Origin of the sequence: Paenibacillus sp. PSB04, from assembly GCF_025809195.1 — a bacterium.
GTDB lineage: Bacteria > Bacillota > Bacilli > Paenibacillales > Paenibacillaceae > Paenibacillus_AQ > Paenibacillus_AQ favisporus.
The window spans coordinates 4,821,991-4,845,138 of record NZ_CP081301.1 but is presented as its reverse complement, the minus strand read 5'-3'; the positions used below and the strand labels follow the sequence as shown (position 1 = coordinate 4,845,138).

At 45.0% G+C, this 23,148-nt stretch carries 22 protein-coding genes; 7 read left to right on the top strand and 15 right to left on the bottom strand.

The features are described from left to right. Positions 1-101 precede the first annotated feature (101 nt). Both K2F33_RS22440 and K2F33_RS22435 read right to left on the bottom strand, forming a co-directional pair. The gene (locus K2F33_RS22440; protein WP_263878663.1) at positions 102-416 is read right to left on the bottom strand and encodes an IDEAL domain-containing protein; all 315 of its coding nucleotides are present in this window, start codon (positions 414-416) and stop codon (positions 102-104) included. Positions 417-727: 311 nt separating this feature from the next. Continuing rightward, a complete protein-coding gene (locus K2F33_RS22435; RefSeq protein ID WP_263878661.1) occupies positions 728-2,656 on the bottom strand; it encodes a glutaminase domain-containing protein in 1,929 nt (642 codons plus the stop codon). 96 nt (positions 2,657-2,752) lie between these two features. On the opposite strand from K2F33_RS22435, the gene K2F33_RS22430 reads away from it, so the two are divergent. Further along, complete coding sequence (locus K2F33_RS22430; RefSeq protein WP_263878660.1) at positions 2,753-3,559, top strand: AraC family transcriptional regulator; 807 nt, start codon at positions 2,753-2,755, stop codon at positions 3,557-3,559. 100 nt (positions 3,560-3,659) lie between these two features. On the opposite strand, the gene K2F33_RS22425 is transcribed toward K2F33_RS22430, so the two are convergent. Further along, entirely contained in the window at positions 3,660-4,424 is a 765-nt protein-coding gene (locus K2F33_RS22425; RefSeq protein ID WP_263878659.1) for an alpha/beta fold hydrolase, read from the bottom strand. A gap of 144 nt (positions 4,425-4,568) precedes the next feature. Further along, positions 4,569-5,495 carry a ketopantoate reductase family protein gene (locus K2F33_RS22420; RefSeq protein ID WP_263878658.1) on the bottom strand — a complete coding sequence of 309 codons (927 nt, stop codon included), beginning with the start codon at positions 5,493-5,495 and terminating at the stop codon, positions 4,569-4,571. Positions 5,496-5,643: 148 nt separating this feature from the next. Here K2F33_RS22420 and K2F33_RS22415 point away from each other — a divergent pair, with 148 nt between their 5' ends. Continuing rightward, positions 5,644-6,195, top strand: coding sequence for a TetR/AcrR family transcriptional regulator (locus K2F33_RS22415; RefSeq protein ID WP_263878657.1), 552 nt, complete (start codon positions 5,644-5,646; stop codon positions 6,193-6,195). A 98-nt stretch (positions 6,196-6,293) separates the two neighbouring features. Then, positions 6,294-6,710 carry a VOC family protein gene (locus K2F33_RS22410; RefSeq protein WP_263878656.1) on the top strand — a complete coding sequence of 139 codons (417 nt, stop codon included), beginning with the start codon at positions 6,294-6,296 and terminating at the stop codon, positions 6,708-6,710. 80 nt (positions 6,711-6,790) lie between these two features. Here the strand turns inward: K2F33_RS22410 and K2F33_RS22405 are convergent, their stop codons facing one another. The 3 genes from K2F33_RS22405 to K2F33_RS22395 all read right to left on the bottom strand — a co-directional run bounded on the left by K2F33_RS22405 (position 6,791) and on the right by K2F33_RS22395 (position 9,308). After that, positions 6,791-7,216, bottom strand: a complete 426-nt coding sequence (locus tag K2F33_RS22405; protein WP_076165061.1) for an SRPBCC family protein — start codon at positions 7,214-7,216, stop codon at positions 6,791-6,793. A 75-nt stretch (positions 7,217-7,291) separates the two neighbouring features. Then, entirely contained in the window at positions 7,292-8,248 is a 957-nt protein-coding gene (locus K2F33_RS22400; protein ID WP_263878655.1) for a sigma-70 family RNA polymerase sigma factor, read from the bottom strand. 172 nt (positions 8,249-8,420) lie between these two features. After that, positions 8,421-9,308: a LysR family transcriptional regulator gene (locus K2F33_RS22395; protein ID WP_263878654.1), complete on the bottom strand. Its 888-nt coding sequence runs from the start codon at positions 9,306-9,308 to the stop codon at positions 8,421-8,423. 115 nt (positions 9,309-9,423) lie between these two features. Between K2F33_RS22395 and K2F33_RS22390 the strand changes: the two genes are divergently transcribed. After that, on the top strand, positions 9,424-10,818 hold the full coding sequence (locus tag K2F33_RS22390; RefSeq protein ID WP_263878653.1) for an MFS transporter: 1,395 nt from the start codon (positions 9,424-9,426) through the stop codon (positions 10,816-10,818). Between the two features lie 71 nt (positions 10,819-10,889). Here the strand turns inward: K2F33_RS22390 and K2F33_RS22385 are convergent, their stop codons facing one another. Beyond that, the gene (locus K2F33_RS22385; RefSeq protein WP_263878652.1) at positions 10,890-11,789 is read right to left on the bottom strand and encodes an AraC family transcriptional regulator; all 900 of its coding nucleotides are present in this window, start codon (positions 11,787-11,789) and stop codon (positions 10,890-10,892) included. A gap of 164 nt (positions 11,790-11,953) precedes the next feature. Between K2F33_RS22385 and K2F33_RS22380 the strand changes: the two genes are divergently transcribed. Further along, positions 11,954-12,706, top strand: a complete 753-nt coding sequence (locus K2F33_RS22380; RefSeq protein WP_263882422.1) for an SDR family oxidoreductase — start codon at positions 11,954-11,956, stop codon at positions 12,704-12,706. 239 nt (positions 12,707-12,945) lie between these two features. On the opposite strand, the gene K2F33_RS22375 is transcribed toward K2F33_RS22380, so the two are convergent. Then, positions 12,946-13,545, bottom strand: a complete 600-nt coding sequence (locus K2F33_RS22375) for a TetR/AcrR family transcriptional regulator (RefSeq protein ID WP_263882421.1) — start codon at positions 13,543-13,545, stop codon at positions 12,946-12,948. A gap of 260 nt (positions 13,546-13,805) precedes the next feature. Between K2F33_RS22375 and K2F33_RS22370 the strand changes: the two genes are divergently transcribed. Beyond that, entirely contained in the window at positions 13,806-15,194 is a 1,389-nt protein-coding gene (locus K2F33_RS22370) for an MFS transporter (RefSeq protein ID WP_263878651.1), read from the top strand. A gap of 131 nt (positions 15,195-15,325) precedes the next feature. Then, positions 15,326-16,060, top strand: coding sequence for a DUF4241 domain-containing protein (locus K2F33_RS22365; protein WP_263878650.1), 735 nt, complete (start codon positions 15,326-15,328; stop codon positions 16,058-16,060). 283 nt (positions 16,061-16,343) lie between these two features. Here K2F33_RS22365 and K2F33_RS22360 read toward each other — a convergent pair whose 3' ends face one another. The 6 genes from K2F33_RS22360 to K2F33_RS22335 form a co-directional block, all read right to left on the bottom strand. Beyond that, entirely contained in the window at positions 16,344-17,438 is a 1,095-nt protein-coding gene (locus tag K2F33_RS22360) for a major royal jelly family protein (RefSeq protein WP_263878648.1), read from the bottom strand. Between the two features lie 84 nt (positions 17,439-17,522). Beyond that, positions 17,523-18,305 carry an SDR family NAD(P)-dependent oxidoreductase gene (locus K2F33_RS22355; protein ID WP_263878647.1) on the bottom strand — a complete coding sequence of 261 codons (783 nt, stop codon included), beginning with the start codon at positions 18,303-18,305 and terminating at the stop codon, positions 17,523-17,525. A gap of 460 nt (positions 18,306-18,765) precedes the next feature. Further along, positions 18,766-19,746 (bottom strand): SDR family oxidoreductase, encoded by a 981-nt coding sequence (locus K2F33_RS22350; RefSeq protein ID WP_263878646.1) that lies wholly within the window; start codon positions 19,744-19,746, stop codon positions 18,766-18,768. 448 nt (positions 19,747-20,194) lie between these two features. Further along, positions 20,195-20,683, bottom strand: coding sequence for a GNAT family N-acetyltransferase (locus tag K2F33_RS22345; protein WP_263878645.1), 489 nt, complete (start codon positions 20,681-20,683; stop codon positions 20,195-20,197). Positions 20,684-20,770: 87 nt separating this feature from the next. Next, positions 20,771-21,964 carry a winged helix-turn-helix domain-containing protein gene (locus K2F33_RS22340; protein WP_263878644.1) on the bottom strand — a complete coding sequence of 398 codons (1,194 nt, stop codon included), beginning with the start codon at positions 21,962-21,964 and terminating at the stop codon, positions 20,771-20,773. A gap of 273 nt (positions 21,965-22,237) precedes the next feature. After that, positions 22,238-23,074, bottom strand: coding sequence for a phytanoyl-CoA dioxygenase family protein (locus tag K2F33_RS22335; protein ID WP_263878642.1), 837 nt, complete (start codon positions 23,072-23,074; stop codon positions 22,238-22,240). Positions 23,075-23,148: the final 74 nt, after the last annotated feature.

Here is a 23,148-nt window from a genome sequence, read left to right as displayed (position 1 = left end):
ACCTCCGTTAATTGGTACTATAAGATTTGATTTGTGCAAAACAAGAACCGAAATCAAATATTCGCAAAATTTTTAATTCTGCTTGTTCTCTCCTGGCATAATCAGATTGGGTTGAACGACCTCATCGATACATTTTGATCCGTTAACCGCTTACATAACGATAGTTCGTGTGTCCACTTCTCAAACCACTCTTTATCTTTCCAATCCAAGGAGAGATCTATAAGTTCCGGTAAATCGTCCATACATATTACAGCGTTGTTATTCCAAGAAATCCGATCCGTAGAAACTTCGATAATTCCCAAATCATTTGGAATTGTGGCTTGAACCAAAACCGTGGATTCCCGCATCAGCAACAAAAAGCCGGTGACCTTCTGCCCTCTGTAGCTGGCAAATACCCAATCTCCTTCGGTCATCATCCCATCAGCCTCCAATGAATCTGTTACTTAGAATTAAAGGTTCGCCTTTGTTTATGTTTATGCTTCATGTCATCAAATTAGAAAAAAGCGCCTTATTATTCCAAGCTACCTTTGGTTAGCGTCTGGTCAGTTTATATTATTGGAACGCGGATCTCTAACTCAAATCAACGTTGTCACCATTGGCTTTCTTGGCACGCATGGTGATTTTCCAGCTGATATCTACCTTGTCCTCTGAAGACAGCAAATCCCCCTTCAGAATAAATACTCAAAGGGGGATTTGACTATTTCGCTATTCTAATGCAAGTCGTTGACTACGATTGAAGCTTGCAAATCTCCTTATCCATAAGAAGCTTGATAAATAACCCGCCTTGTACCGATCTGTTCTGGAAACCAACCATCTTCGCGTCGGTCGTCTGGTACCAATCGGTCATCGGAACGCGGCTCTCCGATTGATCGTAAGCGAGCCATAGCCGATCGACGATCGTATTGAAATCATCCTTGTCTTCACAGAGCGCGGCACTCCACACGATCCAATCGGATTTGGTGTAGGTGTTGCGATTGTCCAGCATAAGGCCGTAGGTACCCGAATGCTTCTCGATATAGGCTTGCGTCTCTGCCTTGAACGTATCCTCAGGGAATAAGTTCAGGTCGAAGATTTTATCCCAGATGGCATTATACTTCATGCTAAAAGAGCCGGGGCGATCGAACGCCAGACGGAACGTACCGTCATCGTTTGCAGCCATAGACTTCCATTGCTCCGCCATCGATCGGGCAAGTTCCATGAGTTCCTCTGCCTTTTCCTCGTTTCCTGCCATGCGATTCAAGATAGAAAAGCTGGCGATACCCATAATCGCTTTAAGCGACAAGTTGCAGTTATGGGCCAGGTGCCCTGCAAAATCGTCCGTACACAGCTGGTTATCCGGATCGATGCCGTTTTGGATCAAGTACTGACACCAAGTTTCAAGATGTCCCCAGTTTTCTTGCGCAAATGAAACATCCTGCTCCGCTATCGCGACCGCCGCAGCGCATACTAACATATTGCCGCATTCTTCAACCGGCATTTGCCAGTCGGGCGTAGTTCCGTTGCTGTATACTTGCCCATTCAGAAGCGGGTAAGTGCCCACATCGTGGGGAGCAAAGTCAAAATGCCAAACATCGGTTGATGCGTACTTAAATATCGGCCGAAGCATCCCTTTCACCAATTCGGGATTATATAGCAAAAATTGTGGAATGGATGGGTAAGTCACGTCAAGCGTAGCCGCACAGCCATTGCTGAAGTTCTCCTTGGAAATGAACAGAACTTCTCCATCCGGACCCGCTACGATTTTGTGGGCGGCAATCGCTTGCCGGTAAGCGAGGGATACCAGGTCTGCATACTTTTCGCTTCCCGATGCCGAGGCGTCTTGATACAATTTTTCAGCAAACCGTTCGCATTTTTCATACAACGTATCATATTCTTTTAGCGCCTGCTTTATCGCCTCTTCAATCGTCTCTCCGTCTTTTCTCCAATAGGCATCCAGCTTTTCGTGAAAATATTCAATCGATTTAATATCGTCATAGCCGACTGCAAAAAGCCCTTCTGCATTCTGCTCCGTATCCAGAACGATCGATAGCCCCATGGCATGATTTACGGTTCCGTAGAGGTTTATATCTTCGGAAGCGCTTACTGAAGCGCCGCTATGATTGGATGCGAGATAGACGTACCCCCAGTTAATTCGAAGATCATCCCCGCTTCTGGTTAACGGATGCTGAATTCTGCTGCCCACCTTGCCGCAAGTAAAACCAGGTTCGCTCAGATCCGTGTACACGGTCGGAAACTCATATTTCAAGTTTTGGCATAGCTCTCCATCTACAGTGATGGCAACTGTGACGTCATGTTTTTTCCCGTCGTTCGACTCGGTTGTCACATGAATATAAGACACCGGTCTGGACATGAGTTTCAAATCATCCAACAGCAATGGAGTCGTGAACGTAACGGTTAACCGAATCTCATCACATGCAAATTCGTATTGGCTTGACAATGCATGAATATCCAATTTTGTCTGCTCCATGAGCAGGCTATCCGGCTTAACGCCCATGAAAACATATTCTTTTCCATCTACAAGCACAGTGCCGGTCATCCGGTGTGGCTTGCCCGTCCAATGCTTGGTGTCCGATTCATTGAGCTTGTCTGCCATAGACCAGATGGAAAAATAAGGATCAACCGTAATCAGCGGAACAGCTGGTGCACGAAGATTCATTTGGATTCCTCCCATTAATGCGTTTCTTAGTGTATAATTTATCATGTTCCAAAACGTAATTTAATAGGATTTATCATTGTATATGTGAGGATTATCATGATGAACGAAACCATTTTCAATTTTTGGCATCTTAATGATTCCAAGCTTCCACTCAATGTGCTCATGTCGGGCATCTCTTACTGTGATAAGAATTACCGGATCGAACGCCATGGAGAAAACCTGTACTCGTTTGAATATATCATCGACGGCAGCGGCGTTCTAGAGATCAATTCCCAAACGCTGTACCCTCAGAAAAACGACGTTTACATATTGACTAAAAACAGCGACCATATCTATTATTCCAGCGAAGATCAGCCCTGGATTAAAATTTGGATTATTTTTAATGGTGATTTTGCCGAATCTTTATTCAAACAATATCTCCCTGAAAATACGTATCTCATCAAGGAGTGCAACATTCTCTCCTATATGAATGAAATTATTAATCTTTCGTCGGCCACACATATGGACTATCCCAGCTTTATAGACGAAGTAACCGTCCTTCTTCTTAAAATCGTATTGCGCTTAAAGAACCATTTAAAACATAAAGCGCCAACCGTATCCGAGCAGATCAAATCGTATCTGGACGGCAATATCGAGAATAAAGTGGATTTGGACGATCTGTGTGAACAACTCGGCTATTCGAAAAATCATATGATCAAGATGTTTCGGGAAACGTACGGGATCACGCCTTACGCCTATTTTCGCAAACATAAAATTGAATTGGCCGAGCAATATTTACTGAATACCCATCTCAGCATTAACGAAATTTCAAACAAGCTGAATTTCGCCGATCAACATTATTTCTCCTCTGTCTTCAAATCTATCGCCGGTGTTTCCCCTTCAGAGTATCGGCAGATTAAATAATAAAGAATGACGACCAAGGCTCTCTACCCATCGCTGGATTCGCCGGATTTAACCCGGACATCATCAGAAGCCGCTGCGGTCATACCATAGGCTTTAGGCTTTACTGGTTATGGGATAACTCGAAAAATTTTATTAGATGACCGAGCAAAATCTGAGGTTGAGCAGAAATATACGAAACATGATCTCCAGGCACTACGATGAGGTTGGTGTGAAGCAGCTCTGCCATTTCATTGGCGTACTCTGGGCGAATAATATCTCTGTCTCCAGTGACAAGCAGAACGGGCGCGGTAATTTGTTGCAATCGCGTCGGCTCAAGAAAATCCTCTGTATTCGGGTTATTCGCCATTTCTGCACCTTTGGCAATAAGTTTGGACCAGTTATCAGGATGGGGGGCTACACGTTCGTATTCTTGCTTCATCTGTAATGGAAAAGATTCGGCAGAAGCATGCTTTATGCCTTCGACGATATAGGGAAAATAGCCATCCATACTATAAATAGTCGAGGCTAGTGCCAGCTTGCGAACAAGGTGAGGATTAGACTTCGCCAGATGCAGTGCAACTGTGCCACCAGCACTATATCCAAACACATCTGCTTCCGTGATTCCTAGCTGACTCACAAGTTCAGCGGTGTCACGACCCATTTGAGCAAAACTTAAGGGGCGGTTAATGTCTGCGGTATGACCATGGCCTTGCTGTTCAATTAATACTACCTGGCGGTGAAGAGCCAACTCCGGTAATATGGGATCGAACATGCTGGCAGTCGCAAACTGCCCATGGAGCAAAATTAGTGGTTTACCACTCCCATGGATTTCATAATACATATGTAATCCATTTACTTTCTCGTAACCACATTTTTTCCCATTCATGCTTAAGCCTCCTAGCGTTGTATTTGTAAGAAATTCCATTCAAGTTTCGACCAACGGACGACTGGTATTTTTAATAGTATCACAGCAAAAGTTTCCAAGTTCTTTTGGATTGCTATCTTCAACCATGTTCTTGTCGTCTTCCATCTATTCAGATAAATGCGCAGCCGATTTGATATCCTTTTGACTTAAAAATTTCATTAAGTCATGACTCAGCTGCACAATCTCATGGTTAGCACGATTCGCATAGTCCGGTAACATCATATCGCGAACCATTTTAGTTCGTAGCCATGTCATAAAGAACAGATCCAATAATAAGTTTGGAAATTTAAGCACCACTTTAAGCATGGGTGGATCAATTGAAACGCCTGCATTTTGTATGGCCCTTAGATACTCTTTTAAAGTGACTGTTATTTGGCGTGCCGTCTTTCTGGTTCTGACTGTTTTTTTGTCAATTATTTTATTCTCAGAATGTATAACGCCCAACATGGCAATGTCGGATACCGAATGTGTGATGAGATAAGCTTGCATATCCTTTTTAATAACGTAGGGAAGCTTTGCTGTTTTTAATAATTTTGCGAGTTTTTTGATACGTTCTGTCACTTCACCATTCACTTCTCCAAATGCAGTTGCCGCTATAATCTTTGGTAGAAATCGAGCATGCAATACTCCATCTTTCATCTGTCCGCCAAAGCCGGGAAAAGCGGGTAAAAGTCGATCCCCTACGATATCCAGCCACGAAGAAAACCCAATTGAATTACTAGTCATCGTAACGATATGTTTGCTTTGATTATCTTTTAGCGCTAACAACGCTGATTCGGACCGGTCATAACGAACGGTGACGAAAATAAAATCGTAAATATCATCATTTTCGAGCGTATCAATGACCTGCACTTGTATCGATTTAACTGAACCTTGTTCTTTATACTGCAGGCCATTTTCGCTTAATGATTTAAATCTTTTCGAATGGGCAAGTAGGGTAACATCAAACCCTGCTTCAATAAACTTCATTGCGTACATACTGCCGATGACACCTGCACCAAAAATTAAAATTCTATCTTGTTTTGCTGACATGAAAACCACCCCTACTTATTAACATTTCCTTTGGATTATCAGACAACGTGTTGTATGATGTGATCATAAATCTTTATTATTCCTTGATCAACCATCAGTATTTTAGAATTTGTCGGATGATATTTTTATTGGCTAGTAGGAGGGTAACATGAAAAAGCAACCGCAAATAACGGAGAAAACAAGACAAACGTTTATAGAAGTTTTTTGTGAGTTATATAGACAAAAGCCGATTGAGAAAATTTCGGTTCAGGAAATTGCGAATAAGTCAGGATATAACCGCAGCACCTTTTATCAATACTTTACTGATATTTACGAATTGTTAGACTCGGTTGAGAATGACTTATTGAATGACATGAAAAAAGAATTGGCGAATCAAGAGCTCTCGATGCATACGTTTCAAGATACGCTCTATTGTCTGGACAAAAGAGAACATCTCCTGGTTCTTAATGCCCTTTTAGGAGATTATGGAAGTGCCCGTTTTATAAAACGCTTAAAAGAAGAAATCACTGTGGGGCAATTAGAATTAAACGTTCCGCAAAACCATACCTTAACGCCATACTTCATTGAGTTTTACCTGACAACGTCCCTTTCTTTATTTCGGCTTTGGATCCAGCGTCAAAAGGATTTATCGTCAGAACAATTTTTCAAGCTAGTGGAGAACTTATATTCAAGCGGGATTACGCCCTATTTTAAAGAATGAGTCTGTCTTCAGACCGATGAATTCCCGGATCGGCTGTCGTCTATATAAACGAAGGCATAAATGAACACAGACTAATTTGACGAAGAGGTGTTTTGAAAATGGCATTAATGTCCGCATTCACGAGCTTCAACCTGCCTGTAAAAAACGTAGCACAATCGAAAGCGTTCTTCACTGGACTCGGATTCGATCTCAATCCGCAATTCCCCGATAACGAGAATTCGGCAGCCATCATCATCGGCGACAACCTGCAGGTCATGCTGATCAATCAAGCATTCTTTACTACGCTCACGGAGAGGGAAATCGTCGATACGAGCAAGTATGCGCAGATGACGATTGCGCTGGCCTTCGAGAGCCGGGAAAAGGTCGATGAAATCGTGAATACCGCGCTCTCCTTGGGCGGGAAATTGCACGCTGAACCTGAAGATCATGGGATCATGTATCATTGGGGCTTCGTGGACTTGGACGGCCATCTGTGGGCCATTAACTACATGAACATGGGTGCGGCACAAGGTTAAGGCTAACGGGGAGCATGCTCATACCAGGGTTTAAAAAGAAAAGACGCCGGGCATCTTCCCCGGCGTCTTCTTCGCGATGATTAGTTTTGTTCGGTATAGGCTTTGAAATTGTCCATGATCGCTTGCCAGCCTGCTTGCTGGAACTCAACGGGATTGGAGCTTTCCGCGTCGAACGTTTCAATGACCTTCGTCTCATTCCCTTGATCGACGAAAGCAATATCTACTCTTCTTCCGTCTTCCATCGTGTAGCCGATCGCCTCATGCCGATTCACAACATCGTAGACGCCGCCAAAATCAAAGCCCATGCTGCCATCCTTCGCTTCCATCCGTGTCGAAAACTTGCCGCCAACCCGCAGATCGTTTTCCGCTCTCGGCGCATGCCAGTCCTCGGACGCTTGATTCCACTTCGTAATGTGCTCCGGCTCGGACCAATAGCGCCATACTTTCTCGACGGGAGCTTGAATGACGGTTTGTACAGTTACTTTCGTTGGTTGATTCGTTTCCATTGGATTGGACACCTCTCTCATCATATTCGTCGTTTGGTTAATCTCAATGATATAGACGAATGCCAAATACGAAATTCATCGGTCGAGTCGCTCAGACAGCCCAAATCGCGAAAATAATTTTGTATTGATGAAGTTTTGAACGTGCAGGATTTGATTTTCTTTGATTTCGATGACGTGGATGCCCCAGGGAACCAGGCCGGAGCCGTCTTTGTCCGGCATATACTGGGCCAACGCCGGATAACCGCCATTCACCGTAATGGGCACAAAACGCGAACCTTCGCAATGCCAGCGAGTAAGCGAATAGAAGGCGGACAAATCTTCCTTGCCGTGGATCCACATCTCGAAGGGCGGCATCGACATGCAGCCTTCCTCGTGGAACAGCGCTACGAGCGCAGCAATATCGAATTGCTCGAAGGCCTCCACATACCGGGACAGCAGCTCTTGCTCCGGTTGAACGTCCATGCTGCTGAGCTCATCCGAGCGAAGCTGCGCCCGGTCCATCGTCTCTCGTGCTCTCTGTAAGGCGCTGTTCACCGCTGCCGGCGACATCGCCAACGTTTCTGCGATCTGCTTGGAGGACCATTCAAATACATCCTTCAAAATGAGTACCGCACGCTGCCGCGGAGGCAAGGTCTGCAGGAGAGCAATGAAGCACAGTTGAAGGGTATCTCTGCGGACGAGTCGATCCTCCGGATTGCCCCCAAAGTCGGAAGACGGCCAGATCCAGGCAGAGTCCGGCAGCGTGTGGCGCGGCTCGACGATGGCGACGGCCGGGTCGAACAGGTCAACGGGAAGCGCGCGGCGTTTGGATTGCCTCAGCTTGTCCAAGCACAGGTTGGAGGCAATCCGATAGACCCACGTTTTGAACGAGGAATCCTGTCTGAACGTGCTCCAGCTCTGCCAGACCCGAATACTCGTCTCCTGAACAGCATCTTCCGCATCGTCCATGGAGCCTAGCATTCGGTAACAGAACGAGGTTAAGCCCGGCTTCAAGCTTGCAAATAATGGTTCGTCAAATGCTTTCTCGTTCATCGTGTCCTCCTTTAACGATCTCCCCGAAGGGCAGTACCTTCATTATATGCAATGAAGCGGTCTAATTCATCAACGTTTCTGTGCATTCTTTGTTAATTTAACTTGCCCGCTAGTTCAACAAAAGCAGATGATCATGATGGTGAACTGCTTCCCTGGGTTTTATGAAGGATAATTAATTTGTCTGTTTGTATAACGTCCCGAAATACTCCACAACTACCTCACGGAATTCGAGAGCAGCCCGCGAAATGTACCGACTCCTGTGCCATAACAAAGCTATCTCCCGTACCAATTCATGATTCTCTACTTTGAGATATTTGATATGTTCCCCAGAATACCTTGCCGTACTTGGTATAAAGGCTATGCCAATTCCCGCTTCTACTAAAGAACTTAGCCTTGCAGGTTCGTCACCCTCATACACATATGTAGGTTCAAATCCAACCGATTTGCATATAGAATCCACCAGATCACGAGTACCGTAGCCTCTTTTTACACCAACAAAACATTCATCCCTTAGCTCAGTCAAAGATATGCTGTTTCGGTTAGCAAGCCGATGCCCTTGGGGAACAGCTACAAGAATCGGGTCGATGAACATGATTTGACATTCAATGTCTTCCCCTTGTATAGGAGGTGAGGACAAGCAAAAATCAACCTCTCCTCTATGAAGAAGCGTAACCATTTCCTGCGTGGTGAGCATTTGCACATGAAATTGGATATCGGGACGCTTGTTCCGAAACTCTCGAAGGATCTGTGGCAATGTGCTTGCGGTGGTCACCGCCAATTCGAGTGTGCCATGTTCTTGTCTGGACACATCGCTAATCTCCTGCTTCCCCTGTTCCAATTCAAACAACGCCCTTTCAGCACGGCGATAGAATCTGCTTCCAAACTCATTCAATCGCAGTTTCCTACCTATTCGATCGAATAACGGGACCCCCAAATCCTCCTCCAAGCGCCCAATCGTTTTGCTTAGTGACGATTGAGTGACATGCAGACTTCGTGCTGCTTCAGTCATATGTTCCAAACGAGCTACCTCGAGAAAATATTTCAGTTGAAGAAGTTCCATTTCACACTCTCCTTTCATTCCTTTGAGTCAATGAAATCATAACATAAAATGCGTTGGAATAAATAAATGATTTCAAGTACGATGATGACACTACATACAGATCGGAGGGATAAAAATGAGTATTCGCAATAGGTGGTTGATGATCTCCGTTGGACTAGGGATTCTATTGAACCCATTAAATTCTTCAATGGTTTCAGTTGCTATCCCAAGGCTACAACATGTGTTCCAACTCGACTATACAGTGGTATCCTGGATCATTTTTTCTTTCTACATTGCAAGTGCTATCGCTCAACCTATCATGGGAAAAGCCAGCGATTTATTCGGTCGGAGGAGGATATTTCTTAGCGGGCTTGTTGTATCCTTCGTTGCATCATTATTAGCTCCACTATCCCTAAACTTTGGTTGGCTCATCGTGTTCCGCATTGTGCAATCCATCGGAACAAGCATGATGGTTGCGGTTGGAATGGCCATTGTGCGAATTCATATTAGGGAGAAACAAGCGACTGCACTGTCAGTCTTGTCCATATTCCTATCCGGAGCGGCAGCGATTGGCCCCTTTATTGGCGGGGTCATCATTCACTGGTGGGGCTGGCCTGCTATCTTTTTGGTTAATATCCCCTTCGTAGTGACAAGCTTTTTATTAGCTTGGAGGCATATTCCTAATGATGTTCCGTCTATGACATCCGTTGCTCGCAACATGTCCTTTCGCAGATGGTCTGATTTGATTGATGCGCCAGGAGTTCTGCTATTCACCGTGGGTCTGGTTGCTCTGCTCGTTGGATTATTGTCCGCAAAATCATCTGGTCAAATTTCATTTAGTAACGTTATTGTCGGGCTGATTGGCTTCGTTGGACTGGCAGCTTTCGTGCGACATGAGTTAAAAGCGAAGGCACCCTTTATTCCTTTACGCACATTCGCTAAATATCCTGCAATGACTTGGGTCAATGTCGAATTCATGGTCGTTAACTTGCTTTTTTACTCTCTCTTTTTCGGACTTCCTTCCTACTTGCAAATCGTACGTCATGTCAGCGAGTTCCATACCGGGATGCTCATGCTAAGCTTAGGCTTGTGCTCGCTCGTTGCTTCTCCGATGGCAGGACGATGGATCGATAAATCAGGACCTCGACCAGCACTGCTTATGTCCGGAGTGCTGATGACATTTGGGTCCGTATGGATCGTGATCATGACACTGGATCAGACTTCACCGGTTATCAGTGTGTGTGTGGCTTTAGCTGCATTCGGTATTAGCAACGGGTTAAACAGTGTCGCTATGCAAGCGGCCTTATTCAAAAGTTCACCAAAAGAAATTATAGGTGTAGCATCTGGCATATTTAACACCTCAAGATACCTGGGAACCATTCTCTCTTCATTACTCATTAGCAGCGTAATGGGAGATAACTTCAGCTTCGAGGGATTTCGAGTACTTGGGATTATCCTCACGATAATTGCATTGTCCTTGGTATTCGTATTTTGGCGTCACAAGGAGTCCGGGCAGCTGCATGAGTCCTAGTTATCTGACAGATGTAGCTTACCCTTCGTTACTTCAACAGAAACTAAAAAAAAGCCGCATCAATGCGGCTGTTAAGTGTGTATGTTCTTGAAGGAGAATTCACGTAAATCATGAATATCCCTTATCGGGGGACGTCCAAATAACCGGGCGTACTCTCGATTAAATTGTGAAGGACTTTCATATCCAACACGGAATCCTGCGTTAGCTGCATCCAGGTTTTCCGTAAGCAGCAGTCGTCTTGCTGTTTGCAAGCGAATGATCTTTTGATATTGAAGCGGACTCATGGCCGTTACTTTCTTGAAATGTCTATGCAAGCTCCTCGGACTCATCTTGACCGTCTTAGCCAGCTCTTCAATGATTAGAGGCTCGGAATAATGATTTCTGATCCATTGTATGGCTTCGGATATACATTGAGCATAGCTTCCGATCACGGCAAATTGCTTCAGCAGCTCTCCCTTCTCGCCTTGAAGGACCCTATAAAATATTTCCTTAACGATCAAGGGAGCCAGCATCTCAATATCAGTGGGGGTATCCAGAAGTTCTACAAGGCGTAAAACCGCTTTAAGCAAGTCCGAGGTTGACGAATTGAGCAGGATTCCTCGTTCAGTCGTCATCTTCTTCGAAGGACTGGATGTTTTCGATATATCGAGAAGAAGATCCGGATCGAAGGTCAGTTGTAAACTTAGGTACGGATGGCTTGGCGATGCTTGAGTAATTTGTCCGATCACAGGCAGATGAACCGGAGAGACCAAATAGCTACCTGGGTCCACATTATATTTTTCCTCGGCTAATTCCACCGTTTTAGAACCTTGGACAACGATGTAAAGGGAAGGATGGCTGCTACTGTAAACTGGCCGTGACTGCTGAGATTGACGTCTGAAATAAAGCTCAGGAATTGCCATGCTGTGTACGCCATCCATCGGTGTAAGACGATCCATGTACTGGACTAACTCGGAAATGAGCTCTTTCAAGTTTATGCACCAACCTCTTTTGTTCAAAAATCAGTTAAACCCATTATACTTCTCTGGCGGGATTAGGCAAGGAACGGGCATGAATGATCTACCGGTTGAACCGCCACTTTTCTTAAAATGAAATGTGTAAGAGACATATATTATAGAAGAAAGAAGTGGTGAGTGTGTCCGGAATACAAGATAAAGTCATTGTAATAACAGGCGCAAGTGGCGGAATCGGTGAAGCAACTGCAATGCTGCTTGCCGAGAGAGGAGCCCAAGTTGTACTTGGCGCGCGGCGATCGGATCAGCTTGAAGCAATAGCTAACCGGATTGAGAAGTCTGGCGGTAAGGCTGCTTATCTCGTTACTGACGTGAAGCGGTCCGAAGACCTTTCAAACCTTGTCCAATTGGCAAGCGAGAAATTCGGCAAGCTTGATGTTCTTATTAATAATGCGGGTTTCATGCCCATGTCTCCCTTTGACGATCTGCGGGTCCAGGAGTGGGAAGACATGATTGACATCAATGTTAAAGGAGTTCTATATGGGATAGCAGCGGCACTACCCACTTTTCGGAATCAGGGCTCAGGACATTTTATTAACATTGCTTCCACGGCAGCTTATCGGATTTTGCCTAATATGTCGGTTTATGCAGGGACAAAGCTTGCCGTTCGTGCGATCTCAGAAGGTCTGCGTCAAGAGGCCGGCGATAAGCTTCGCGTAACGATTGTTTCACCCGGATTCACAAACACACCTGGATCCATGCAATCGGATGCTCTGGACGCTATAAGGGACCCAGAGATGAAAGCCAAACTCGAAGCTTATCAGAATATTGGGTTATCCCCCTACTCTATCGCTAAAGCTATTGCGTTCGCAATTGAGCAGCCCCATGACGTGGATGTCAGTGAAATCGTGGTCCGCCCCACAGCGCAAGGATAGGAGACGGATCATGCTGACTAAAAACATCAGGAAGCCACCATTTATCGTTACCTTAAAATTGCTCAAAAGTAAGGAATAGTTTTAGATCACATACATGAGTCAGGTTTCATCTACCAGTAAAAGGACGTACCACTGCACTGCGTTGCGGTTTCGGTACGCCCTTTTTATAACAGCTTATTTAACACTTCTTCTTACCCAAAACAGCAGCCTACTCCAATGCGGTGTGCCAGCAAACCAGATTAACGTGTCTTTAAGCAGCACTGCTGCAAATAGGACGAGAAGATTTTTGTATTAATTAGCATGTGCTTGTTATCCCCATCCAGCTTGCTCAGCAAAATCCCTCCCTCCAACAAGGAAAATGCAAATGATGCTAGCGCATCCACATCCAGATCCTCTCTAAACTCCCCAGCTTGAATGCCGTCACGAATGATACTTTTCATCATATCCAAGAACGTATGCAAACCTTGTCTTGCCCGACCACAAAGCTCTTTATGCGTATCGTCACTTTCTACAGCTGTATTCTGCATAGGACATCCGCCGATAAATGGTGGATTGTTTACAACGTCCTCATAGACACGAAAAAAAGCCATTAACTTTCCTGAAGCAGACTGCTCTTGGTCGATCGCCTCAGAAAATTTTCTGTTGACCATGCCGGCAGCGTAATTGTAAGCTTCCAGCGCGATCTCGTCTTTACTGGCAAAATGTCGATAGATGCCCCCTTTCTTAATTCCTGTGTCGGCAATGATATCGTTTAGCGATGTGCCGGCATATCCTCTCTGGTTAAAAATTTCAGCCGATTTCATAATGATAAATTCCCGTGTTCGATCCCCTTTTTTCATGTGCTCCTCCGTATGAACCTCTTTTATTTCAATAGATGTAAATAAATTATACAATTCTGGCCTTGTCATTTACTAGAATCCTGATAATATAAAAGATACCGTTTGGTCTCTTTTATTGTACAGCAAGCCATTCCAAAATGAAATAGCGCTGGGTTTGGAATAAATAAACTTTTTAGGAGGATTGTTCAATGAGTAGAAGTAGGCATTAGATCGCTAGATATGTAACCTCTCACAATATAAGAAGGAAAGAAGGAAATCTCATGGAGGATGCTCTCCACAAAACGAAGACCGAGAAAAATGAAGTTCTCTTGCTTCCGCGTGAAGGCTTTATTATTACGTTGCTTTGCATTACTGTTGTGTTAGTCACCATGAATACGGCCATGTTTAATTTGGCATTAAGCGATTTAAGCCATGATTACAACCTGCCTTCATCTATCGTTTCGTTGACCGTCACCGGCTATTCTATTATGTTCGCCATCTCCTCGATCACCTACAGCCGGTTGTCTGATTTGGTTCCGCTTAACCGATTGTTCGGCATTAGTCTGGTTTTGACGGGAGGCGCCTCGGTTGGGGCGATGCTGAGCAACCATTTCTGGGTGCTGCTAACTGCCCGCATCGTGCAGGCTGCCGGGGCTGGGGCGGCACTCTCCCTGTCCATAGTGCTCCTAGCCCGTTACATACCTCAGGTACGCAGGGGGAAATCGATGACGTTCATCATGTCCTCCGTGTCACTGGGTTTTGGACTTGGCCCGGTCATTGGCGGCTTTGTGGTGCAATATCTCGGTTGGAAATATCTTTTTGCCATTACATCCTCGCTGTTGTTCATTGCCCCGCTGCTTATGTGCTTTATTCCAAAAGAGTCGATGTCCAAACGGTCTTTCGATGTAATGGGAGCAGTGACACTGAGTGCAGGTACAGCAGGTCTGCTGCTATTTTTCACCAACTATCATCCCGTTGCCTTGTTGATCGGAATTTCAGGGATAATCGTCTTTGCTCTGCATATCCGCCGAGCGAAACATCCATTTGTGCTGCCATCATTATTAGCGAACAGAACCTATCTTACGCTTGCTTTCATCGGAGTCTTAGCCTATTTATGTAACTTTGCAACGCTTTTTTTGCTACCGCAAATGCTTTTGAAACATTTTGGTTTGAGCGCAAGTCATGCCGGATTTGTTATTTTTCCAGGTGCTATTTTGTCTACATTGCTATCAAGGAGGGTCGGGGCGATGATCGACGAGCGGGGAAGCAGCAGAATGCTGCGTACGACTCCTATGCTCCTATTATTGGCGGCCGTATTATTCGCAGGACTGGGAACCCACTTTTGGGTGGCCAATGTTTTTGTATACATGCTGATGAATTTAGGCTTTGCTATCATTAGCAGCAGCGTTTCTAACGAAATTTCGTGCATACTCCCCTCTTCTCAGATGGGTTCAGGAACGGGATTGTACCAACTGATGCAGTTTATCGGCGGCGCATTCAGCATTGCGGTGATGTCCAGTGCAATGGAATGGCAAAAGCATCTTCCGCCTAGCCAGACGTATGCCACCCTATTCTGGGGGCTTGCCGTGGTGGCGGCTATATCCAATTTGTGTGCCTTTCTATACCTAAGACGAATAGCCCCAAAAGCCACATCATCATCTTCATTTTAGCAAAGTGCAGTTGATTCAAGTCGAGCTGCTGTTCTAACATAGGGAGGATGCCACTTTGGTGTGAATGTCTGTAACTTCAATACCCTCAAAACGCTCTACTTTTACAAGCCTATATCAGGAGGTAAATGCCCATGATCCCAACAAGTGAATGGCTGTCCCATTGGGAGCAGCAGCGTTGCAAATTGAAATGCCCTGTAGATTTGAATGATTATTTTATTTTGCCTGAAATAGCAGGCAAGCAGCTGGCAGTTATAGATTTTGGTCCCACCTCCATTCCTACCGGCCAAATTCTTGTTCGCGACCCGCTATGTTATTTGGGGAGTATAGAGGAGCAGCCTTATTTCCAAACAGCGTCCGTTGGAACCTACTCAGCCGAAGCCTGTGTGGTGAAGCCGGACGAGGAGGGTGACTGTGCCCGCTATGCCGCCGTTCGTCTGCGATTTTCCGATGTTCCTGCCGTCCGGTTCGAGGAAGCTCTGATTGGACATGAAGATATTTTAGGGATGGGAGACGGAGAGTTTTTTGGATTCAATGTAGATGCCGGTCTGGCATGTATTTGCGATAAGCAGGCGCATCAAGCTTTTTGCGACTTTGCTAGTCGGTGGCATCAAGAACATCCTGATGGTAATCTTTACGATGATTATTTTGCAGCCCTGTTTGCCAACAGTTATCGCGAAAATCCACAGTATCAACGCAGTGGTGGCGATTGGCTAAACTGGAAAATCCCTGATACCGAGTACCATATCCCCATGTTCCAATCCGGATTTGGCGATGGCGCTTATCCGGTTTATTGGGGATACGATCAAGCAGGTAAAATTTGCCAAATCGTCGTTCAGTTTATTGACATTCAATTGGCATATACGTAAGTCAGTTCTAAGGAGAACGACCGTCATAGGCGTTCTCCTTCTCGTCACACTTAATCTTTTTATTGCCTCTCTTGCTAACTGCTGGGCGTAACCTTCACCGAGGCCACACCACCAAAAATTCCGGATGACGAGCTTCGATATATTCATCACTCAGTGAATACAGAGGGTTACCCCTGTTTGTTACATATGTACCACCCCTCCTTACTCCTCACAAACATCGGTAAGATTTTACAATGAGGATATGCTGTGAGTAAAATCAGTCTTTTGCTCGTTTACGATACTATCAAAAGGTAGGAGCAGGGAATTCATCAATTCTCAACCGAAGTAAACTATATGGTTTTTCCCGCAGGTCTTTCCCATAATGAAATCTCGCCTGCCGATGTAGTTGATTCACAATGACATATAAGTATTGATCGGGGCCAATCGAAAAAGTATCCGGCCATAAAATTCTCGGATCATGTGCGATGGTTTCCATTGCGCCATTCGGCAATATTTTCCGGATGCTATTATTTTCATAGTCTCCTGCATAAACAGTTCCTTTTGAGCCGGTGATCATTCCATCAGACGCACCTTTTTCCCCCCAATACTGCACATATTGAGATAAATTCATGTCCTGTATCCTTCTGTCTCTTAGGGCTTCTGTTGAGATCGAGAACAGATGACGGCTGGTTAACGGAGCATAAAATAAAACCTTACCATCAACAGAAATCGCTAAACTATCGGAAGCCATTCTAAAAGGCGAAGTTGAGCCGTCCGGGTTTCGATTCATCAAAATTCTACCCTCTACTTTTGGTAAAAAATGAGAATCAGGTGAAGTTGATACTGCCCCATTTAACCGTCTAAACGCGTTTCCATTGTCTAAATCCACGACGATAATAGCCCCTGGCCCTCTGGAAGAAGAATCCGTTATATATGCATAACCTGCTCTACCTACCCGAAAATCCAAACGGACGTCATTCAGATAAGTTGTTGGCAAAACAACATCTTCAGTAAAGGTATATACTCTCCTTATTGTGTTCGTGCTTAAATCAACAGCAACTAATTTTGCTCCCCCTTGAATAGGTTCAGAAAAATTTGGTGCCCCTGTATCCAGTACCCAAAGTGTTCCTCTTCCGTCAGCAACGATGCTTTGGACACTGACGAAAGACATCGTTATATTTGCAGTATTAACCAAATTGGTTTCTAAATTGGGATAAGGCTGCAACTCACCCTTTACAATTTCCGCCACAGTAAATTGGACATCGTCTCCCCATTTTGGAAAGCATACAAAAATACGACCGGTTTCCGAAACACTGACACCAGTAGGCATAGCCCCATAAAAAGCATGCACTAGCTCAAACTGTCCAAAATACTTTTCCATAGGTAACATAGGTTGCATGATATCCTCCTCATCAAATCTAAACGGATATCACCTATATATGATGAAAATTTGATGTAGTGCCTGGTTCTTGTTAAATTCATTTCATTTGTTTCTATTTTTTAACCAGCTGTCAAACTCAGTTGCAACAAGGCGTTCACCTGTTAATCCTTCAGATTGCTCGGAAGCAAGATAAACGATAGGTTTCGCCATAATTTCCGGCTTCAGAAGCTGAGAGTTTCCTTCAAATTCCCTTTTCACTTCCTCAGGTATCATTCCGGTTACGGTGGCCCCGCCAGGAAGAAGCATATTTACCGTCACTCCAAATTCACGCAGGTCTTCAGCCATGATAAATGACAGGGACTCTGTCGCGGCACGAGAAGGGCCATATGGGACAAATCCTTTTCGTTTCATCGTTTCATAATTCATCGATATATTGATGATTTTTCCTCTTCCCTGCTCGACCATCAGGGGAGCGAATCCCCGGGAGGTTAGGAAATAACCGGTCACATTTGTATCGATTAAATTTCGAAATCCTTCCGGAGTGACCTGATAGAAAGGCTGCGGTTCGGTAAGGAATTTTGGGTTAACAGTCCTCATGCCTATCCCGGCATTGTTCACGAGGACATCGATTTTCCCCCATTCCGCTTTTACCCAGTTCACTGCATCTTGCACCGATTCCTCAGACTTGACATCCAATGGAAGTTCAAAAACATTCGAATATCCCTTATCCTGAAGTTTTTTTACAGCTTCCGTCATTTTTGGTCCCGGACGGGATGCCACTGCAACCGTTGCTCCTTCAACAAGAAGTGCTTCTACCATGGCAAATCCTAAGCCGCTTGATCCACCTGTAACAACAGCATGTACGCCAGTTAATACTTTTGCCACACTTTATCACCTCATGTTGGGTTTAATTTTCTCCAAACTCAATCTTACTTTCAGTATCTAAAAAACCTGGAATGGTTAAAAATCAGGGAAATCCCTACTGTGCTACAGCTTTATTATAACCCCAATTCCTGTGAACAATAAAAAAGCTGACCCTGTCAGTGTTCATAACAACCTCAGGGCCAGCTTGACTTCATGACGATTTGGCTTGATGATTTGGGATTATAATGTGTTTCCATTAGTTTGGATCTGAAATATCAATTATACGAGTTCGACCCAATTAGATGATTGGATAATTCAACTTGTAACTTGGGTAGCAATAGTACGGTGGTCTAAGTCCAATTTTAGACATCGGCCAGGAATCCTCTATATAGACCATCTTTACTTTTTCATTTGAATGGTTTACTAGCAATAGCTTTACTTCTGGATTAAATTCATATCTCAAAGTGGTAACTCCCTTCCATTAAGAATGTGTGGATTCTCCCCCATCCACATGAAGAACTTGACCAGTAACAAAACGAGAATCATCGGAAGCAAGATAGACATACGTTGGTGCAAGTTCAAATGGATGGGCAACTCGTTCCATTGGATTAAATGCTCCATATACAGCGACTTGGTCAGACGAGAAACTTGCTGAAATAAGCGGGGTCCAAATTCGGCCGGGGGCGACGGCATTGACTCGGATGCCTTGTTTCACGACATTTTTTGCCAAGGCACGTGTCCAACCAACGATTGCGCCTTTTGTGGACGTATAATCAATCATTTGCTGCTCACCCACATACGTCACTACTGAAGAAGTGCCTATGATTGAGCTGCCTGGTTTTAAATGAGGAAGCGCTGCTCTTGTTGTGTAAAAATGAGAGTATATATTTACTTTGAAGGTGTCATCAAATTGCTCATCTGTAATGTCAAGCAGACTTAGTTGTTGGAATTGAATACCCACGTGGTTACAAAGAATATCTAGACGTCCAAACGTATTTACTGTTTGTTCTACAATGGAGATACATTGTTGTTTGTCTCGCAAGTCACCAGGCATTAGAATACAGCGTTGTCCGAGTTGCTCGATCCTCGTTTTTGTTCTATTTGCATCCTCATGTTCATCTAAGTACGAAATAGCAACATCTGCTCCTTCTTTAGCAAACGCAATTGCAACTGCTGCACCAATACCACTGTCACCTCCTGTAATAAGTGCAACTTTTCCTGTTAACTTTCCGCTCCCTTTATAATTCGGATTTTCGATAATTGGAAGGGGTACCATTAATTTTTCCACGCCGGGATGGCTCAACTGACGCTGTTCAGGCAAACTTATCGGAATTTCTTCGTAACGTGTGATTTTCCCATAGTTCGGGTACATAGGATAAGGTTGAGTTATCATGTTCGCTTTAAACATTTGTTGCATTTGCCTTATTTGGTCTAATTGACGACTTTGGTCCTTTGGATCCATGGAAACCTCCTATAGAAATCATTTTCTTCTACAGGATGTATATGTTGTTTACTGCAAATAAAGTAAAAAAATTGTTTGCTTTTCGACACAGATGCGTATTTTCCCTCATAAGAGACAGCATTTTACGTTATTGAACTGACCTTTAGACAAGGATCTTTACTCAAAGTTCTAGCTCCTTGCAGCATTTATAACGAAAAAAAGCCGCAACTCTGCGGCATTTTAAGCGTGTCCGTTCTTGTCATCTTACTGTTAGTTAAGCATCGGATTGCCCTCTGTTTCTCCATCACACGAGGCTTCACTAGCGTGGCCGTGGTTCGTTCAGGAATCGTTGCAACAGACATGTTCTATCTTTCTGAAAGTTAGGAAAAAGACAGCCGGCTTTTGGGGGCGGCTGCCTTTAATGTTCATTGAGTTAACGTTCCCCGTTAGCTGAGAAATATTGAGATTGCTACTCTGCCTTAGAAGGCAGCTTTAAAACATATTCTTCAACTTCCTCAGCACGTGCATTGGAAAACCCCTTGTCTTCACCACAAATCTTAAATCCGCATTTTTCCAATACCCGAATAGAAGCTGTATTATCTTTTGCTGCACGAGCAAATAAGGGACGAATGCTTACATACTCAAGAAGTTGAGAAAGAGATCTAGTTGCAATACCTCTTCCCCAATACTCTCGTCCGATCCAGTAACTGACTTCTGGTTCACCGAACTGTTCAAAACTCGAAACATGCCCCGCCACTTGATCGTTAAAAAGCACGGTCTTTTTTATAATCCGATCGTCGTCTAATATCTTGTGCCAGTGAGACATAAAGGCGATCTTGTCCGTTGGATCTTTGGCAGTAAAGGCAGCCATATGGTTGGCAATCTTGTCCAATTGCTGCTCAAAAAATATCGGCAAGTCATCTTTATTCACGTCTCGCAATATCACTTCGTTATTCATATTCCACCTCACTAAGTGATGTTTTCCGATCCGAACGAAAACGTCCTATTGAAAACGGCCTTTCACCAGACCAGGGAAATGAAAATATCAGTCCATAGACGTTGTCGTTATCGTCCCGCATCCGTTAAATGATGCGAAATGCTGAAAACAATGGTTCATTGCTGTTCGCAACTGCTTTGTTGGCTGTATGCCGTTCTCGTACCATATATTTTTAACAATGAGTGTACCGGTTTTTCGCTCCGCGATGATTTCAGCTCGTCCGATTAGGCTTTCTCCGTATAATAGAGGCAGCACATAATAACCGAATTTCCGTTTGATTGCGGGCGTGTAAATTTCCCAGGTGTAATCGAAGCCAAACAATTCGCTGATCAGCTTTCTGTCCCAAATCAAATTGTCCAGCGGGGCAATCAGCTCGCAGCGAAATTTCGGTTCCGGATTTTGCAGGACGGCTTCAATTAGCGGCAAGTCCTCTGCGCGGCAGTACAGCGTATCCTTCAATTGCTCTACGGCAATAGCAACAATGCGAGCTTCGTCCAACAACTGCCGGAAAACCTCGTTACGCTGCACCGCTTTCAATCCCCATATGTTCAGCCAAGCATCGGATGCCCGATTCCATAACAGGCCAACAGCACCGATCCGGCGCAGTACCCGCCACTTGTGATGATCAAGTTCGGCCATCAGCGGCTCCGGCGCATTCAGCAGATTTGGCGGTATGTATTTTTCGGCGATATCGTAATATTTACGTGTTCCTTTTTTGTGATGGATAATCAGCTCGCCTGTCGAGTACATCTGTTCCAGCACCGACCGGGAAGTATTGTTTCCGCTGCTCCAGTGGATGGCCGATTGCCAAGAGAAATTCCCATCCAATTGTAGATCATCCGAGCTTAGCGCACCGTGATTGTGGATGTGAATCCGCACTTGCTCAGTCAACTCTTCCATTCCGGGGTAGCGCTCGGCATGTTGTCGGGCGGCCTGCCTGTACCGCTCAAAATACGGCCAGTCCTCGAGAGGCATAATAGCCAGATTCTTGTCAGGATAGTCGATCAGGTATCTATCTTTATACAGCAGCTCGTCGAGCATGTTCTTGGTAAATCCTTTGATTCGCGACTGCAGCACCAATTCGGCGTTTTTTCCGCAAACATCGATGGGATCGTATTGAATACAGCCGACCTGCCGCACAAAATCCAATACTCCCTCTTTTCCAGCAAATTGATATTCACCTAGGAGCCCGTGCTTCAATAACAGAAATTGTCTTGCCTGGCGGTTTGTCAATTCGATCATGAACGCATCGACTCCTTAACGAAACATTCGGGAGCTTCGTCTGCAATCCTGTTCCCTAATACCGAAAAGGGCTCTTTTTCAACGATTCCAACCACGCCTATTCCCCCTATCTGTGGAAAACGCGAAAACAAACACACGTTCCCATACATTTTACCATTATTTAGAGAATAAAAACAAGAAGGATTGAAAAATAACACTCGCCCGATCAGATCTTCCAAGGAAAAGGGGCACCCGATTTCGAGTGCCCCTTCAACCTCTATCACCAAGCCCTCATCACCCGTTGGCAGCCGATGAATAGACGACCGGGAAATGATCGCCCATCAGAATGTCCCCTTTGTTAACCGTGACATATGACAGCATCGGATGGCTGCCGTCCGGTTCGTAACGGGTATGTCCCGGCATGTAGTGAACGGCGATTGCCCGCCGTTTAAGCTCCGAACGGTTATGGGGGCTTCCGTGCCAAGTCAGGCAATGGTGGTAGCCAACCTGCCCCTTCTTGATTTCAAACGGTACCGCTTCCACTTTTGCTTCCTTCGGCAACAGCTCGGGCTGACGATGAAAAGGCATAAAATCGGGCGTGTTCGCCAAATAATGTTGATGATTCCCCCACTTATGGCTGCCGGGCACCATCCACATGCAGCCGTTCTCGATGACCGCATCGTCGAGCGCGACCCAAGCGCTGACCAAGTCCGCGGGCTGAATGATCGGCCAAAGCGGGTGGTCCTGGTGCCAGAGTGTCGGACCGCCGGAGACAGGTGGTTTGTATTGGATTTGATCATGCCATATCCGCAGCGTATCGGTGCCGCACAGCTGGGCGATCTCCTCACAAATGACTGGGTGAGCGGCGTGCTGAAAGAAAGCGTCGCTGGCCATCCAAATGTTGACGATTTGCACCACTTTCTCACTGACCGTCATTTTCATCCCCTCATGAAGGGAATCGCTGCTTTCCGCGAGCATGTTTCGGTTCAGTACCGGTTTATTCACCGACTTCCCTTCCATGACTAAATCAAGCTCTTCTCGTAGTCGCTCCACTTCCTCGTCGTTTAAGACAATGCCGCCCTTCACAAAACCGTTTTTCTCGAATTCGGCCAATTGATTTGCATTCAGCAACTTACCTCACGCTCCCGCCCGTTTTATAATGATGGATGTAAACGCCTTCCTATAGGTTTATCATAGATGGTGTG